Consider the following 17,031-nt stretch of genomic DNA (forward strand, 5'->3'; position numbering starts at 1 on the left):
GCATGAGTCGCTCTTCCACGCCGGGTTCCCCGGCCGGGCGTCCGGCCGGGCCGAATGGTAACCGTCAGCGATCGTTCGACTACCCACCGGACGAGGATCTGGACGAGGTCGTCCTGGACGGCGCGCTCGTCACCAGCCCGGGACACAGCCGGGTCGGTGTCTTCCAACCGCCGCGACCGATCACGCCCCGCGAGCCGGTACGCCCCGACGGCGACATCGACTCGCCCTTCCTCGACCTCTTCGGCGGCGCGCAGCCCCGGGTCCGGCGACCCGCCCCCACCCCGCCCCCGCCGGTCGAGCCGGTGGTGGCGCCGCCCCGCCGCGGCGTCGGCCGTGAGCCCCTGCCGATCCCGCACCAGCACGCCGCGCCGGTCGAGCCCGCGCCGCGGGCCGAGCCGGAACCCCCGGCCCGCGAGCAGACCCCTGGGGTACGCGCGGTCGGACGCCCCCGTCCCGAGCCCGCACGCGCCGCACCGCTGCCGGCCGAGCCGGCCCTGCCCGACCCGCCGGCCGCGCTCGCCTCGCCCCCGCCGTCCCGGAGCCGGGTGCCGCAGCAGGCCGGTGACCGGCTGCCCGCGCTCCGGCCCCCGACCGAGCCGGAGCCGGCACTCCCACCGCCCCCGCAGATCGCCGCGCCCGGACCCGCGCCCGCCGAGTACCGGGAACCGGATCTCGCGCCGGCGGAACCGCTCGCGACCGGCGCCGCGCCGTCGCGGGAGGTCGGCCGTCCGGCGCACCGCGAGGTCGCGCCGCCCCGGCAGCGCACGCCGGAACGCCGCAACCGGCCGACCAAGCCGGTCCGGGTCCGCGCCCCGAAGATCAAGTTCGGTGACCGGGACCCGTCGGTCGAGCTGGCCATCACCGAGATCGCCGGCCACCTCACCTTCACCCCCAACACCGTCACCGCCTGGTACTGGCTGCCCGAGGTGCGGTGGGCGTTCCGGCCCGACGCCGAACGCGAGGCACTGCTCTCGGCGATCTCCGAGCAGTACGCCGGACTCGCCGGGTTCCGGCTGCACCTGCGCCGCACCACCCGGCCCTTCCCGGCCGACGAGTGGGCCCGCACCATCGACGCGCACACCGCCGCCCCGCTGCCCGACGTACCGGGCACCACCGGCTGGGCCGACCACCTGGTCGCCGCCCAGCGGCACCTGATGGCGGTCAACCACGCCGAGGGCCAGACCTACCTCGGCGTCACGTTCGCCCGCCGGTCGCTCGGCGACTCGCTCACCGAACGACTGCTCCGCACGTTCGGCCGGGGCACCGCCGACGGCGAGCGGCGCCGGCTGAGCCGTACCGTCGAGCAGTTCGACGAGGTCCTCGGCGCGTTCGGCATGCGCGGGCGGCGGGTCACCGCGCCCGAACTGGAATGGCTGCTCTACCGGTCGGTGGCGCTGTGCATGGCGCCGCCCGGCGTCCTGTCCCCGATCACCAACGGCCGGTGGGAACGCGGCGACCTGCTGGCCCTCACCGAGCAGGTGGAGCGCTACCGCACCCCGTACGGCTCGACGGTGAAGCTGGTCAACCGGATGACCGGCGAGGAACGCCACGTCGCGGTGCTCGCGGTCGGCCGGATGGAGCCGCTGGAGATCCCCGAGCGGCACGAGCCCTGGCTGCACTTCCACGAGCGGCTGCCCTGGCCGATGGAGCTGTCCACCCGGGTCGACATCCTCGGCCCCAACGACTCGTTCCGGAACCTCGAACACCGGCTGCGGATGATCCGCTCCCAGCAGCTCGACTACGCCGAGCACGGCATCGACGCGCCGCCCGAGCTGGAACGCCTGGCCAAGCGCGCGCTGGTGATCGGCGACGAGATGACCACCGGCCTGCCCGTCGACTCGGCCCGGGCACACGGCTGGCACCGCATCGCCGTCGGCGGCCGGACCCGGGAGGAGTGCCTGGAGCGGGCCCGGCGGCTCATCCAGCTCTACTCCCGTGAGCTGCGGATCTCGCTCCAGCACCCGAAGAACCAGGACTGGCTGGCCCGCGAGTTCATCCCCGGCGAGCCGATCGCCAACACCGGCTACGTCCGGCGGATGCCGGTCAACCTGCTCGCCGCCGCGCTGCCGCAGGCAGCGTCCACAGTCGGCGACCGGCGCGGCGACCTGATCGGGCGTACCGCCGGCACCTGCCGCCGTCCGGTCTTCCTCGACCTGCACTTCCCGATGGAGGTACGCGAACGCTCCGGCCTCGCCGTCTTCGTCGCCGAACCCGGTGGTGGCAAGTCGACGCTGCTCGGCGCGCTCGGCTACCTGGCAGCGCGCCGTGGCGCGCAGGTGACGCTGCTCGACCCGTCCGGCCCGCTGGCCCGGCTCTGCGCCATGCCCGAACTCGCCCCGTACTCCCGGGTTCTCAACCTGACCGGCTCGGAGCAGGGCACGCTGGCGCCGTACGCGCTGATCCCGACGCCGCTGCGCACCGAGTTCGGCGCCGGGGCGGCCGGTGACCGCGAGTTCGAGATCGCCGTGTCGAACGCCCGCGCCGAGCGCCGGATGCTCGTGCAGGACATCTGCATGATGCTGGTGCCGCCGCAGGTGGCCCGGGAGGCGTCCACCGCCACGCTGTTCCGGCACGCCGTACGCCAGGTGCCCGCGGAGGAGACCTCCACGCTCGACGACGTGGTGACCTGCCTCCAGGGGCTCGACGACGACGCCGGGCGCGAGCTGGCCCACCTGCTGCTCGACACCGCCGAGATGCCGCTGGCCATGCTCTTCTTCGGCCGGCCACCGGAAGGGCTGCTCGGCGCCGACGCCGCGCTCACCGTCATCACCATGGCCGGTCTGCGGCTCCCCGACCTCAAGATCGAGCGGGAGTACTGGTCGGCCGAGGAGGCGCTCGCGCTGCCGATGCTGCACACCGCGCACCGGCTGGCCGTACGCCGCTGCTACGGCGGGTCGATGTCCTCCCGGAAGCTGGTCGGCCTCGACGAGGCCCACTTCATGGAGGGCTGGCGCTCCGGCCGGTCGTTCCTGGTCCGGCTCGCCCGCGACTCCCGCAAGTGGAACCTCGCCGCGCTCGTCGCCTCGCAGAACCCGAAGGACATCCTCGGCCTCGACGTGCAGAACCTCGTCTCCACCGTCTTCGTCGGCCGGATCGCCGAGGACAGCGAGATCGCCTCCGAGGCGCTGCGCCTGCTGCGGGTGCCCGTGGACGACGGTTACGAGGCCACACTCGCCTCGCTCTCCCAGGCGGACAGCGGGTCGGCCAACCGGCTCGGCTTCCGCGAGTTCGTCATGCGCGACGTCGACGGTCGCGTGCAGAAGGTCCGGGTCGACGTGTCGTACGTCGACGGGCTGCTGGAGCACCTTGACACCACCCCCGCCGCGGTCGCCCAGGCCGCCGGGATACTGCCGACCGTCCTGGCTGACCTGGAGGCGTGACATGGCGAGGGCACGGATCGCGGCGCTCCTCCTCGCGCTCGGCGTACTCGCCGGGGCCACGATCTCCTGGCCGGTGATCGGTGCGGCCACACCCGCGTACGCCGCCGCGCCGGTCACCCAGGCGCGAGCCGAGTTGTGCAGCACCAAGGAGTGGCAGGCCGACTTCCGCGCCTGCGTCGGCCGCCTCAAGGCGGTCAGCGAGGACCAGGTCGAGTGCCGCAACGCGCCGGTGCCCGCCGCGCCGGACTCGGGCCTGGCCGGCTGGTTCGCGTCCCGGCCCGACTCGGCGAAGGAGCCCGGCCCGAAGGGCCTCTACAGCGACTACGGGTACGCCGGCTACAGCTACAACACGTACGACGTCGACGGGGGCTGCGCCTCCTCGGTGCTGCATCCGGACTACCGCTTCACCACGATGGTCGCCAACGGCGAGTTCATGTTCGCCAACGCGGTGATCGGCGCGTCCAACGCGCTGCGGGAGCGCGCCTGGGATCCGCGCACCATGTGGAGCTGGGCCGACCCGCTGGTGGAGCAGGCCACGAAGGCCGTCTACCAGAAGGTGTTCAGCGTCTTCGGCATCATCACGGTCTGCGTGGTCGGCCTCTACCTGCTCTGGCGGTCCCGCCAGTCGGACATGAGCAACGCGATGACCACTGCGGGCTGGGCGCTGCTGGTGATGGTGGCGGTGACCGCGCTGGCCGCCTGGCCGGTCAAGTCCGCGAACATCGCCGACAGCACGCTGATCACCACACTGGGCGTGGTGCACGACGCGGTCGGCCCCTCCTCCAAGACCGTTCCGCCGGACAAGTGCGCGCTGCCGAACCCGAGCGCCTGCGTCGACAAGCGACCACCCGCCGTGCGCGCCAGCGACACGGCGACCGAGACAATGCTCTACCGGAACTGGCTGCGCGGTGTGCTCGGCTCGGCGGACAGCGAGACCGCGAAGAAGTACGGCCCGGCCCTGTACGACGCCAAGTCACTGACATGGGGCGAGGCGGAGGCTATCCGGTCCAAGCCCGCCACTCGCGACGTCGTCATCAAGGCCAAGCAGCAGCAGTGGGCCAAGGTCGCCGAGCAGATCAAGACCGAGGACCCCGAGGCGTACGAGTACCTCCAGGGCACGCGGGACATGGATCGAATCGGTGCCGGGTTCATCGCGGTGCTGGCCTCGGTGCTGTTCGCCATGTTCGACCTCACCGCGTCTCTGCTGGTGCTGCTCGGCTTCCTGATCTTCCGCTGGGCGGTGATCGCCGCGCCGATCCTCGGCACGGTCGGCCTGATGCGCCCGGCCAGCGCCGGCCTCCGGCGGCTGGCGAACGCGGTGGTCGCCGCCGTCTTCAACATCGCCATCTTCGGCACCGGCGCGGCCATCTACCTCTTCGCCGTCGACCTGATCATGAACACCGCCACGCTGCCCGGCTGGCTCCAGGTGGTGCTGGTCTGGCTCTGTGGCGTGGTCGGCTGGCTGCTGCTGCGGCCGTACCGCCGGATCACCCAGCTCGGTGGCAAGGACAGCAGCGAGGCGGTCAGCTCGGCCGGCTCCTGGCACCGCCGGTTCTTCCGGGACATGCGGATCGCCGCGCGGCTGGACGTGGCCGAGCCCGGCGGCACCAACGAGCCGACCATCGGCAAGCGCCGCACCGTCACCGCCGACCAGCGCAGTCTCCGGCCGGAGGCCCGCCACGAGGATCCGGCGCACAGCGCCACACCGGCCGAACGGGAGCGGCCGGACGGGCGGGAACGGCCGGAGGGGGCGCCCGCGAGCGGACGGCCGGGCGGGAGTCCGGCCGGTGCGCCCCGACCCCGGCGCGCGCCGTCGACCTGGACCGAGCCGGACGTGCCGGAGGAGGCACCGTCCTACGCCGTCTACCGGCCGGACTCGGCGGGCCGCGGCACCGCCCCGGCCCGGCCGGCGCCGCGCATCCGCTCCGAGGCCCGGTGAGTCCGGTGCGGCGCGCGCTGGAGTTCCTCTTCACCCGGGTCCTCCGGTCGAGGCTCGGCATCGCCCTGGTGATCGCCGTGCTGGTCTTCGGTGTGATCGGCGCGGCCCGCCTGGTCGGTGGGCCCGGCGACTCGGGCCTCGGCCTGACCGGCCGGCCCAGCCAGCCGATCAGCACCGCGGACCCGGAGGCCGGTGACGACGGCGTGCTGGCCAGCCCGCCGACCGCTGTCGCCCCGAAGACGCGGCCGGGCGAGGCCACGCCGGAGCAGGTCGCCGGGCGGTTCACCACCGCGTGGCTGAGCGGCCCGGGCAGCACCGGCGACGCCTGGCAGGCCCGGCTTCGACCGCTCTCCACCCCCGCGCTGGCGGAGAAGATGACAGACGCCGACCCGGAGACAGTGCCGGCACGGAAGACGACAGGCGCGCCTACTCTCCGGCCCCGCACCGAGTCGTTCGTGGAGGCGCTCGTTCCGCTGGACAACGGCACGCTCCGGCTCGAACTCGTCGCGCCGGACGGCCCCTGGCTGGTGGACGCCGTCGACTGGGAGCGGTCGTGACCGCCGGCTCGGCCGTCGCCGGACAGGTCCGCCGGAAGCTGCGCCTGGGCGTGGTCGCCACCGCCGTCACGAGCGTGCTCGCCCTGCTCTGCTGCGTCGGCGGCGCCGGCGCCTTCCTTCTCACCGAACTCGGCGGCGACGAGGACGACCCGAAGCTCGCGGCCCTGAACTGCGATCCCACCTACCAGGTGAACCTGACCGGCGACATGCCGCGCTTCGCCGAGTACGGCGAGCGGCAGCTGCGCAACGCCGCGGTCATCATCAAGGTCGGCCAGGACATGAAGCTCCCCGCGCGCGGCTGGGTGATCGCGCTGGCCACCGCGATGCAGGAATCAGCGCTGCGCAACCTGGCGAACAGCACGGTCCCGGCGTCGCTGGCGCTGCCGCACGAAGGGGTCGGCGCCGACCACGACTCGCTCGGCCTGTTCCAGCAGCGGCCCGGGTGGGGCAGCGTCGAGCAGCGGATGACGCCCTCGTACACGGCCCGGAAGTTCTACCAGAAGATGGTGAAGGTGCCGAACTGGCAGCAGCGCCCGCTCACCGTCGTGGCCCAGCAGGTCCAGGTGAGCGCCTACCCCGATGCCTACGCCAAACACGAGGAACTGGCCGGACGCATCGTCGACGCGCTGGCCGGCGGCGCCGCCCGGACCGTGGAGATCGCCGGCAAGGCCGTGTGCGACGCGGCGGCCGGAGACCGGATCGCCGCCTCCGGCTGGACCGCGCCGCTGCCCGGCGGCGTGGTCTCCGGCTTCCGGACCACCGCCCGTCCCAGCCACCACGGCGTGGACCTGGCTGCCTCGAAGGGCACGCCGATCCACGCCGCCTCGGCGGGCCGGGTGCTGGTGGCCCGTTGCGATCCCGACAGCGCCGGGCGGAAGGACTGCGACCGGGACGGCTGGCCGAACAAGGGCGGATGCGGATGGTTCGTGGACATCCTGCACGCCGGCGGGTTCATCACCCGCTACTGCCACATGGTCGAGCGTCCCCGGGTGGTGCCGGGTCAGTCGGTCGCGGCGGGCGAGGTCATCGGGCTCTCCGGCAGCAGCGGCAACTCGTCCGGCCCGCACCTGCACTTCGAGGTGCACAGGAACGGCGACCGGTCCAGCAACGGCGCGGATAACCCGGTGCCCTTCATGCGCAAGCGGGGCGCGCCCCTCGGCGAGACCGAGTGAGGCCGGGCGGATGAGCAACCCCCTGCCCGACCCGTTCGCCGACCGGCCGGACTGGGCACCGCTGCCGCCCCGGCCGGTCGAGACGGTGCCCGCCACGAGCGGAACCGAGCTGCGCGGCCGGCGGGTACTCGTCGGCCTTCCCGGCCTCGGCTGGCGCGGGGACCTGCGGGCTGACGAGCGCGTGGTGCAAGGCAGCCGCACCTACGTGCCGGTCATCCCCGAGCACGAGTGGTACCGGGCCGAATCCGAGCAGGTGGAGGTGTTCGCCCCGCTGGTGCCCGTGGAACGGGTCTGGGTGGAGACGATCGGCGAGCGACCCCCGCCGACCGCACCAGCCCCCTCGGGAATCCGGCTGGTCTCGCTGGACGCCCCGAACCGCCGGCCGCCCACCCCGGTGTTCGAGGCCGACGCGGTGACCGGCCGGCGCGTGGTGCACGTGGACAACGGCGTGGAACGGCGTGACCTGCGCGCCGTCACCGAGACCTACTCCGGGGCGGACGGCGACATCTGCGTCCGGGTCACGCCGGAACTGGAGTGGTACCGGTGGGCCTGGCGCGGCCAGGCACCGACCACGCTGGAGATACCGGTGCACGTGCTCTGGCTGGAGTAGCTGGATCAGGCGCCGCGTTGCGCTGAGCACACGCCCCAGCCGCCTTGGCGCCTTGTCTCGAAAACCCAAGTCTGGCGATCGCTTTGGCGGATCTCATCCACAACCGCTGAGATCACCAGGTCCACCCGCACCTGAGCCTTGTCCCCCGTCTGCTCAACGCTGAGGTTCTCCCAGCTGACAGAGATCGTCGTGTTGAACCGCTGCTCCCGTGCGACGAGGTCATCGCGGAGCGATCGCAGATCGTCAAGGTCGGTGTCGTTTCGGCACTCGAACTCCGAGGCCTTCACGTCATTGCGTTGGTCGACCAGGTACTGGATGTAGCTCGCGACGACAACCTCGGGAGAGCCTTGGTCCGGCGCTGTCGCGCGGTCGTACAGCACGAATCCGGCCACCGCTCCACCCGTGCACAGCAGCGCCAGCACCCCCGCGACGACGCCGACGACCGTCCGCAGCGACCGCTTGGGGCGTACCGGCGCGGGAGCGGGCGCGGGAGGCGCCAACTGCTCCGGCGGGGTCCGCTGCGCCGGTACTCGGGACACCTGGGAACCGGCGGGGGGCTGCACTGATTCCACCTCCTGAGGCTATCGGCTGCGCGTCGCGTACCCAATGCCTGGAACCGGCGGATCGTGGCGAACCGCCGGGCGGAGGCCGCCCGGCGGCGGGGTGAGGCTGCTCACCGCCGACCAGCTCACCGCGCCGACCGACATCCCGGTGGACGGCCCCCGGCTGGGTTACCGTCACACCTCGGGGAGGACATGTCGGCCTCGGGAAGAGAGGTGGACGCGGTGGCGACTCCGAAGGCGCGCGCCGGCCGGGCCGCCGCGCTGCACCGCCGGGCCGAGGCCGCCGCGACGGCGGCGGCGGGCATCCTCGACGAGATCCGGCCCGCGCCGGCCGACCATCACCGGCAGTACGAGCTGGCCGAGCGTCTGCGCGCGGCTGCTGAACTGGCCGCGCCGGGCTGGGCCGGCGGTCCGCTGGAGACGCTGACCGCGGCGACGCCACCCGGTGACGGCCCGCCGCCACTGGTCCGGATGGGCACCGCCGCGCCGCTCGACGACGCCCGGTTCCCCGCGCTCGCGCCCCTGTTCGGCAGCGGTCACGTGAGCCTCGACGCCGACGCCTCGGACCCTCGGGTGGCGGGGCTGCTCCGCGCGCTGCTGCTGCGCGTGTTCGCGACGACGCCGGCGGGAGCGCTACTGGCTCGCGTGGTGGACGGCGGTTCCGGTGACACCTTCGCCGGGTACGCGCCGCTCGCCGACGCCGGCCTGCTGCCCCCGCCCGCCACCGACCTCGCGGGGATGCGCGCGGTGCTGGCCGAGGCGGAGCAGTGGGTGGCCGCCGGCACGGCCCGGCAGCGGGCGCACGACCGGACGCTGCTGCTCGTGGTGGCCGCGCTGCCGGAGGGTACTACCACTGCCGACCTGGACCGGCTCGCCGGCCTGGCCGAGGGCGGGCCGCGGGCCGGGCTGCATCTGGTGGTCGCCGGCTGGCCGGACGGCGGTCCGCTGCCGCGCGCCACGGCGATCACGGTCCGCACCGCGTACGCGCTCGTCGGCGACCCGCCCGGCGCCGGGTTCAGCAGTCCCGGCGCGGAGCCGCCGGGCGGGCTGAACTCGCCGGTGTTCCTGGACGACGACCCGCCCGCCGAACTGGTCGCCGCTGTGTGCGCGCGGCTGGTCCGGCAGATCGAGGACGGCTCCCGCCTCTCGCTGGGTGACCTGCTCCCGGCGGACGGTTTCTGGACCGACGGCTCGGCGGACGGGTTGAGCACCACCGTGGGTGATGCCGCCGGGCGCCCGGTCAGCCTCGGCTTCACCGAGCTGACCCCGCACTGGCTGGTCAGTGGCCGGGGCCAGGCCGGCCGGTCGGCGTTCCTGACCGACGCGCTGTTCGGGCTCGCCGCCCGGTACGGCCCGGACGAGCTGGCGCTCTACCTGGCCGACCTGGCCGACGGCGAGTCCTTCGTGGAGTTCCTGCAGACCGAGCGGGACCGTTCCTGGGTGCCGCAGGTGCGCGCCGCCGGGATGGCGGCCGACCGGGAGTACGTGGCCGACCTGTTCGGCGAGCTGGAGGCGGAGTTGCGCCGCCGCGAAGAGGCGTCCCGGCGGGCCGGCGGGCAGCGCTACGCCGAGCTGCGGCAGCACCAGCCGTTGCCCCGGATCGTCTGCGTGATCGACAACTTCCCGCTGGTGCTGCGCGAGCGGGACCGGCTCGCCGCCGACCTGCTGGCCCGGCTGGACGCGCTGGCCCGCGCCGGCCGGTCGTACGGCATCCACCTGGTCCTCGCGGGCGAGGGTGACCTGGGCATCGGCGGCCCGCGGGATCCGCTGCTCGGCCAGTTCCCGGTGCGGGTGGCACTGCCCGGCGGCTCGGCGGTGCTGGAGCCGGCGAACGACTCGGCGGCCGGGCTGCCGGTGGGCAGCGCGGTGGTGAACACGGCGGGCGGTCTGGGCGGTCCGCGCGGCGCGACCCGCGGGCATGAGCGGATGATCCGCTTCCCGGACCCGTACGAGGATCCGGAGGTCCTGGCCGGCCTGCGGCGACGCCTCTGGGAGGCGCGGGGCGAGTCGGCGACGCCGCCGGTGGTGTTCGCCGGGTACGCCCGCCCGCTGCTCGCCAACGACCCGCGGCACCGGGCCGCGCTGGCCGGCCGGGCCCACGCTCCCGCCGCCCTGCTGGGCCGGGGGGTGGACGTGCGGCGCTCCACAGTGACGGTGCCGCTCGGGCCGGGCGCCGGGCGCAACCTGGCCGTCCTGGGCCGGGACGAGGAGGCCGAGCGGCTGTTGGTGACGGCGGTCCGCAGCGCGGCGGCGGCGCATCCGGGCGCGGCCCGGTTCGTGCTGGCGCCGCTGGCGAACGGGTCGGCCGAGCCGGCCGGGGTGCTGGCCGCCGAACTGGCCGGGCGGCATCGGGTGGAGACCGTCGACGCGGCCGGGCTGCGGACCGCGATGGCGTCGGACGAGCCCGGCTACCTGGTGGTGTTCGGGGTGGACGTGCCGGACGCCACCGAGTTGCCGCCGGAGTTGCTGCGGTCGCTGCTGCTGGAGGGCCCGCCGGCCGGGCGGCACCTGCTCGGCTGGTGGCGGACGCCGGCGCCGCTGGCCGGGCTGCTCGGCCCGGAGGGTGAGTTGGACAAGCTCACCGCCGTGGCGGTCACCGACGTGCCGGGCGGGCGGCTGGAGCAGCTCTTCGACCGTCCGGTCTGGTGGCGGCCCCGGCCGGGTCGCGCGATGCTCTGGGACGGCCCGGACGAGCAGGGCATCGTTTTTGTACCGTTCGGCGCCGGGGAGGGGTCGGCATGAGCGAGACCGGCACGACCGTGCCCGGGCCCCGCAACGGCGGACCGACAACAGTGGCGGAACCCGCCGAGTCGGCCTGGACGGAGTACGTCGCGGCCGCACGGGCGCTCGACGGCGTACGCCGGGCGGCGGCCACCGCCGCCGGGGAGCAGGCGCGGTCGGTGGCGGCGGCCCGCGAGGAGTTGACAGCGGTACGCGAACGGCTGGCGTCGCAGCAGTCCCGGCTGCGTGAGCTGGGCGTACCGGCGTTGTCGCTGGTACCGACGCCGCCGGAGGTGACCGAGGCGGCCCGGTCGATGGCGGGTGGGCCGTCGGCGGTGCTGGCGGCGTTGCGCGCCGCCGGGGGCTGGGCGGACGCGGCGGACGACACGCTAGCCGCGCGGGGCCTGCCCCGGCTGGCGCGGTGGCCGTCCCGGCCGCGCAACCTGCTGGTGTACGGGCCGCTGGCGCTCGTGGTGCCGCTGCTGCAACTCGTGCTGTACGCGGTGGCCGGGCCGGGGGCGGTGACGGTGCTGGCGCTGCTGGTGGGGCTGCCGCTGCCGGCCGTCGCGTTCATGCTGGGCTGGCTCGCTGTGGGGCGGCTCTTCCGCCCGCGTCCGACCGACCGGGTGGACCGCACGCCCCGGTTCGGGGCCCTGGTCTGCCTGATCCCGGCCGTGCTCACCGCCGCCGGCCTGCTGCTGGCCATGCTGCCGAGCTGACGACGGCCGCGTCTCCCGGGCGGGAGTACGCGGCCGTCGGTGTCGGTCCAGGGTCAGCGGGCCATGATCAGCGCCATCGCCTCGGCCCGCGACTTCGCGTCGTTCTGCAGGCCGCCGCGCACCGCGGACGTGATCGTCTTCGCGCCGGACTTCTGGATGCCGCGCATCGCCATGCACATGTGCTCGCACTCCAGCACCACTATCACGCCGCGCGGGGCGAGGCTGGACATCAGCAGGTCGGCGATCTGCGAGGTGAGCCGCTCCTGCACCTGCGGCCGCCGGGCGAACACCTCGACCAGCCGGGCCAGCTTGGACAGGCCGGTGATGCGGCCGTCCGGGCCGGGGATGTAGCCGATGTGCGCGCTGCCCCGGAACGGCAGCAGGTGGTGCTCGCAGAGGCTCATCACGTCGATGTCCCGGACGAGCACCAGTTCCTCGTGGTTGGCCTCGAACGTGGTGCGCAGCACCTGCGCCGGGTCGACCCGCAGGCCGGCGAAGAGCTCGGCGTACGCGCGGGCGACCCGGGCCGGGGTCTGCTGGAGGCCGTCGCGGTCCGGGTCCTCGCCGACCGCGATGAGGATCTCGCGTACCGCCTTCTCGATCCGGGCGAGGTCGACGCTGTCCTCCACCGGGCCGCCTGTCAGCTTTCCGCTGATCAGGCGCGCAGCCACGTAGTCGAGCGCGTCGTCGCCGTCGGGCTCGGTCGCGGAGACGGCCGACTCCCTGTGCGGGGAGCCGGCCGTCGTCGGATCGCTGTTCAGTGCGTACCGTCCGAGTTGTTGCTGGAACCACCGATCGAGCTGGAACCACCGATCGAGGCGGCCGCGTCGGCGCGGGCCTGCGTCGCCAGCGCCTCCTTCTCGGCCGGGGTGAGCACCGGCGGCTCGGTGGAGGGCTGACGCTTGCCGAAGCCGTGGTACGGGGCCATCGGCGGGCGCTTGACCACCCGGGCGCAGATGCGGGCCATGTCGGCGGTGGAGAGGGTCTCCTTCTCCATCAGCTCCAGGACCATGTTGTCCAGGACGTCCCGGTATTCCACCAGGATCTCCCAGGCCTCGTCGTGGGCCAGCTCGATCAGCGCGCGCATCTCGCCGTCGATCTCGGCGGCCACCGCGTCGGAGTAGTCCCGCTCGTGGCCCATGTTGCGGCCGAGGAACGGCTCGTCGCCGCTGGTGCCGTACTTGATCGCACCGAGCTTGGAGCTCATGCCGTACTGCGTGATCATCGCGCGGGCCAGCTGGGTGGCCTTCTCGATGTCGTTGCCGGCGCCGGTGGTCGGCTCGTGGAAGACCAGCTCCTCCGCCGCCCGGCCACCGAGCGCGTACGCCAGGGTGTCGATCATTTCGGCCCGGGTCTGGGTGTACTTGTCCTCCGTCGGGAGGACGAGCGTGTGACCCAGCGAGCGACCCCGGGACAGGATGGTCACCTTGTGCACCGGCGCGGCGTGCGGCAGCGCCCAGGCGACCAGCGCGTGCCCACCCTCGTGGTACGCGGTGATCTTCTTCTCCTGGTCGCTCATCACCCGGGTCCGGCGCTGCGGGCCGGCGATCACCCGGTCGATCGACTCCTCCAGGGAGTCGTTGGTGATCGCCCGCTGCTCCTTACGGGCGGTGAGCAGCGCGGCCTCGTTGATCACGTTGGCCAGGTCGGCGCCGCTGAAGCCCGGGGTACGCCGGGCGACCGCGTCGAGGTCGACGTCGGGCGTGAACGGCTTGCCCTTGGCGTGCACCCGCAGGATGGCCTTGCGGCCCTCCATGTCGGGGGCGTCGACCGGGATCTGCCTGTCGAACCGGCCCGGGCGCAGCAGCGCCGGGTCGAGGATGTCCGGCCGGTTGGTGGCGGCGATCAGGATCACGCCGCCCTTGGTGTCGAAGCCGTCCATCTCGACCAGAAGCTGGTTGAGCGTCTGCTCCCGCTCGTCGTGGCCGCCGCCCATGCCGGCGCCACGGTGGCGGCCGACCGCGTCGATCTCGTCGACGAAGACGATCGCCGGGGCGTTCGACTTGGCCTGCTCGAACAGGTCGCGGACACGGCTGGCGCCGACGCCGACGAACATCTCGACGAAGTCGGAGCCGGAGATGGAGTAGAAGGGCACCCCGGCCTCGCCGGCGACCGCGCGGGCCAGCAGCGTCTTGCCGGTTCCGGGCGGGCCGAACAGCAGCACGCCCTTCGGGATCTTGGCGCCGAGGGCCTGGTACTTCGCCGGGTTCTGCAGGAAGTCCTTGATCTCGTGCAGTTCCTCGACGGCCTCCTCGGCCCCGGCCACGTCCGCGAAGGTGGTCTTCGGCGTGTCCTTGGTGATCATCTTCGCCTTGGACTTGCCGAAGTTGAGCACCCGCGAGCCGCCACCCTGCATCTGCGACATGAAGAACAGCAGCAGGAGCACGAGAAGCGCGATGGGAAGCAGGTTGACCAGCAGGCTGACCCAGATGCTGTCCGACGACACCTTGGTGTCGACCGGGCCGGTGATCCGGTCCGCCGCCTCGGCCTCGCGGACCTGGTTCCAGACCTGGCCGCCGACCTCGTACGGGAACTGCGCCTCGATCTTGTCGGTGGTGGTGTCGTCGCCGAACTTGGCCTTGTCCTTCAGGTCGAGCTGGAGCGTCTGCTCCTTGTCCTGGAAGACGACCTTCTCGATGCCGCCCTTGTTGAGCTGGTCGAGCGCGACGGACGTGTCCACCCGGTGGTAGCTGGGACCAGCGGTGAACAGTTGACTGAGCACAACGGCGCCGAGGATGACCAGGATGATCCAGACCACCGGTCGGCGGAAGAAACGCGTACGTTCCATGCTGTTGTCGGGTGCCGAGGCGCCCGCATCCTCCTGATCGACGTCCTGACCGTCTGAATGGTGTCGCCGCCTTGAGCGGCGGCCGCGGCCGCCGTGCGGGCCGGCCCGACCCCCGGGGCACGCAAACTGCCGCACCACGGTCATTCGACGGTACACCGTACGCGCGACGAGCGAGCTTGCGAGCCCGTCACTTACGCGCAGGGCGAACCCGGGTTTGGGCCGGCGTGGCGGGGAGCTCCGCACCCGGCCCACCCATACCGCACGGTCAGCGGTTCGAGGGGTCGGGCGTGGAGGGTGCCTCCACGTCACCGGCCCCTACCGTAGACCGGAAGGCTGAGAGCCCGCTGAATGTCCGCTGACGAAGGGCTCGGCGGAACTCACGCCCGGGCGTACACCTCGGGCTTGAGTACCCCGACGTAGGGCACCTCGCGGTAGCGCTCGCCGAAGTCGAGGCCGTAGCCCACGACGAACTCGGTGGGGATGTCGAATCCGACGTACTTGACCGGAACCTGCACCTTGACCGCGTCCGGCTTGCGGAACAGCGCGACCACCTCGACGCTGGCCGCGGAGCGCGACTCCAGGTAGCGCAGCAGCCAGGACAGGGTCAAACCGGAGTCGACGATGTCCTCGACCACCACCACGTGCCGGCCGGCGATGTCCCGGTCCAGGTCCTTGAGGATGCGGACCACGCCGGACGAGGTGGTGCCCTGGCCGTAGGAGGAGACGGCCATGAACTCCAGCTCGGCGGGCGGGCCCTGGCGGCCCAGCGCGCGGGCGAAGTCGGCCATGAACATGACCGCGCCCTTGAGCACGCAGACGAGCAGGAGGCCGTCCTCGACGTGCGCGTAGTCCGCCGAGACCTGCTTGGCCAGCTCCGCGGTCTTGTCGCGGATCTGGGCCTCCGAGATGATCACGTGGTCGATGTCGGCGTCGTACCAGGAGCCGTCAGCCATGCTCCTAGCCTGCCGTACGCCCCACGGCGGCCGTCGGCGGGGCCGCTCCTTTTGGCGCGGTCCCGCCGGGGATTTTCGGCGCGATCTGAACAAATCACCTCAGCAGGTACGGGAGCGCCAGCGCTGCCCGTCGTCGCTCGGCTTCCAGTCGGCCGAGTCGCGGGTGTCGGCGGTGAGCCCGAAGGCGCTGGCCCCGATGAGGAGAAGCAGGAAGAGCAGGAACAACAGAACGGTCATGGCGGCGCTCGCTTTCGCATGGTTGAGACGGTTTTCGCCGCCGGTGCGCACCGGACACCATTGATTCTGCGAGCCACCGACCGATACGGACAGTGGCAGGAATGTCATTGGGCATCGATTTACTGCCACCGGTCGGGTTACCCTCGTCACATGCTCCGCTCGGTCGCCGTCATCGTCATGGACCAGGTCGCCGCGTTCGAGCTCGGCGTGCTCGCCGAGGTCTTCGGCACCGACCGCACCGCCGACGGCTTCCCCAGCTACCGGTTCGATGTCTGCACCGCCGACGGCGGCCCGGTCCGCAGCCGCTCCGGATTCCTGCTCGCCCCCACCGCCGACCTCACAGTGGTCGAGGACGCCGACCTGGTGGCGGTGCCCGCGCACGCCGACGGCGCCCCGGTGCCCGAACCGGTGCTCGCCGCGCTGCGCCGCGCCGCCGACCGCGGAGCCTGGCTGCTCAGCGTCTGCGCCGGCGCGTTCGTCCTCGGCGAAGCCGGCGTGCTCGACGGGCGCGCCTGCACCACCCACTGGCGCTACACCGACGAGCTCCAGCGACGCTTCCCGGCCGCCCAGGTGCAGTGCGACTCGCTCTACGTGCAGGACGACCGGCTGCTCACCAGCGCCGGCACCGCCGCCGGCATCGACGCCTGCCTGCACCTGGTACGCCAGGAGCACGGCTCCGCCGTGGCCACCCGGCTGGCCCGCCGGATGGTCGTCCCACCGCACCGCGACGGCGGCCAGTCCCAGTACGTCGAGGCGCCCATCCCGAAGGCCCCCGAGGCACCCACCCTGGAACCGGTGCTGGAGTGGCTGATGGGGCACCTCCGCCACCCGGTGACAGTGGACGAGCTGGCCGCGCGCGCCGGCATGGCCCCGCGCACGTTCGCCCGCCGGTTCCGCGCCGAGACCGGCACCACCCCGCACGACTGGCTGACCAACCAGCGGGTGCTGCTGGCCCGACACCTGCTGGAGGACACCACGCTGAGCGTGGAAGGCGTCGCCGAGCAGGCCGGCTTCGGCGACGCGGCGGCGCTACGGCACCACTTCACCCGCCGCGTCGGCACCACCCCGCTCGCCTACCGCACCACCTTCCGCGAACGCACCACCGCCTGACGTTCCCCGCTCCACCCGGCCCACCCCGGCCCACCCCGGCCCGGCCCACCCCGGCGATCATGGAATTGACCGTGGATTTCGTCCGTTTCCTCCCCGTCAACCTCATGATCACCCCCCGGGTGGGCCCGCTTCCCGCGCCGCACCCGTGATCAAGGAGTTTGCGGGCTGCCGGAGGCGTGAAGTGGACACAAAGTCCTTGATCACCGCCAGGCGAGGCGAGGCGGGAGGGGCGAGACGCCGCGGGGCGCCAGGCCGCCGGAGTGGCGGCGCGAACCCGGCTGG

General features: G+C 73.2%; 13 protein-coding genes. 8 read left to right on the forward strand and 5 right to left on the reverse strand.

Annotated elements, in window-relative coordinates; all coding sequences use genetic code 11:
* Positions 1-2: 2 nt before the first annotated feature.
* The 5 genes from A4R25_RS12330 to A4R25_RS12350 are packed head-to-tail and all read left to right on the forward strand — an operon-like array spanning position 3 to position 7,658.
* A complete protein-coding gene (locus A4R25_RS12330; RefSeq protein WP_064446783.1) occupies positions 3-3,380 on the forward strand; it encodes an ATP-binding protein in 3,378 nt (1,125 codons plus the stop codon).
* 1 nt (position 3,381) lies between these two features.
* Positions 3,382-5,319 (forward strand): hypothetical protein, encoded by a 1,938-nt coding sequence (locus tag A4R25_RS12335; protein WP_064446784.1) that lies wholly within the window; start codon positions 3,382-3,384, stop codon positions 5,317-5,319.
* Complete coding sequence (locus tag A4R25_RS12340; protein ID WP_064446785.1) at positions 5,316-5,876, forward strand: hypothetical protein; 561 nt, start codon at positions 5,316-5,318, stop codon at positions 5,874-5,876. Before A4R25_RS12335 ends, A4R25_RS12340 begins: the two co-directional genes overlap by 4 nt.
* Entirely contained in the window at positions 5,873-7,048 is a 1,176-nt protein-coding gene (locus A4R25_RS12345; protein WP_064446786.1) for a M23 family metallopeptidase, read from the forward strand. The genes A4R25_RS12340 and A4R25_RS12345 overlap by 4 nt, the downstream gene beginning before the upstream one ends.
* Before the next feature lie 10 nt (positions 7,049-7,058).
* Positions 7,059-7,658 (forward strand): hypothetical protein, encoded by a 600-nt coding sequence (locus A4R25_RS12350; RefSeq protein ID WP_064446787.1) that lies wholly within the window; start codon positions 7,059-7,061, stop codon positions 7,656-7,658.
* Positions 7,659-7,663: 5 nt separating this feature from the next.
* Here the strand turns inward: A4R25_RS12350 and A4R25_RS12355 are convergent, their stop codons facing one another.
* Positions 7,664-8,221 carry a hypothetical protein gene (locus tag A4R25_RS12355; protein ID WP_043327889.1) on the reverse strand — a complete coding sequence of 186 codons (558 nt, stop codon included), beginning with the start codon at positions 8,219-8,221 and terminating at the stop codon, positions 7,664-7,666.
* Between the two features lie 213 nt (positions 8,222-8,434).
* Between A4R25_RS12355 and A4R25_RS12360 the strand changes: the two genes are divergently transcribed.
* Positions 8,435-10,963: an FtsK/SpoIIIE domain-containing protein gene (locus A4R25_RS12360; protein ID WP_197494896.1), complete on the forward strand. Its 2,529-nt coding sequence runs from the start codon at positions 8,435-8,437 to the stop codon at positions 10,961-10,963.
* Entirely contained in the window at positions 10,960-11,661 is a 702-nt protein-coding gene (locus tag A4R25_RS12365) for a hypothetical protein (protein WP_064446789.1), read from the forward strand. Before A4R25_RS12360 ends, A4R25_RS12365 begins: the two co-directional genes overlap by 4 nt.
* A gap of 53 nt (positions 11,662-11,714) precedes the next feature.
* Here the strand turns inward: A4R25_RS12365 and folE are convergent, their stop codons facing one another.
* The 4 genes from folE to A4R25_RS31460 all read right to left on the reverse strand — a co-directional run bounded on the left by folE (position 11,715) and on the right by A4R25_RS31460 (position 15,639).
* On the reverse strand, positions 11,715-12,332 hold the full coding sequence (gene folE, locus A4R25_RS12370) for a GTP cyclohydrolase I FolE (RefSeq protein ID WP_013288986.1): 618 nt from the start codon (positions 12,330-12,332) through the stop codon (positions 11,715-11,717).
* Positions 12,333-12,418: 86 nt separating this feature from the next.
* Positions 12,419-14,449, reverse strand: coding sequence for an ATP-dependent zinc metalloprotease FtsH (ftsH, locus tag A4R25_RS12375; RefSeq protein ID WP_043327886.1), 2,031 nt, complete (start codon positions 14,447-14,449; stop codon positions 12,419-12,421).
* A 377-nt stretch (positions 14,450-14,826) separates the two neighbouring features.
* Positions 14,827-15,402, reverse strand: coding sequence for a hypoxanthine phosphoribosyltransferase (gene hpt, locus A4R25_RS12380; protein ID WP_013288988.1), 576 nt, complete (start codon positions 15,400-15,402; stop codon positions 14,827-14,829).
* A 99-nt stretch (positions 15,403-15,501) separates the two neighbouring features.
* Positions 15,502-15,639 carry a hypothetical protein gene (locus A4R25_RS31460; protein WP_166457512.1) on the reverse strand — a complete coding sequence of 46 codons (138 nt, stop codon included), beginning with the start codon at positions 15,637-15,639 and terminating at the stop codon, positions 15,502-15,504.
* Between the two features lie 150 nt (positions 15,640-15,789).
* On the opposite strand from A4R25_RS31460, the gene A4R25_RS12385 reads away from it, so the two are divergent.
* Positions 15,790-16,749, forward strand: a complete 960-nt coding sequence (locus A4R25_RS12385) for a GlxA family transcriptional regulator (protein ID WP_064446790.1) — start codon at positions 15,790-15,792, stop codon at positions 16,747-16,749.
* Positions 16,750-17,031 lie beyond the last annotated feature (282 nt).

It is taken from the genome of Micromonospora sp. NBRC 110037, from assembly GCF_001652995.1.
Lineage (GTDB): Bacteria > Actinomycetota > Actinomycetes > Mycobacteriales > Micromonosporaceae > Micromonospora > Micromonospora chalcea.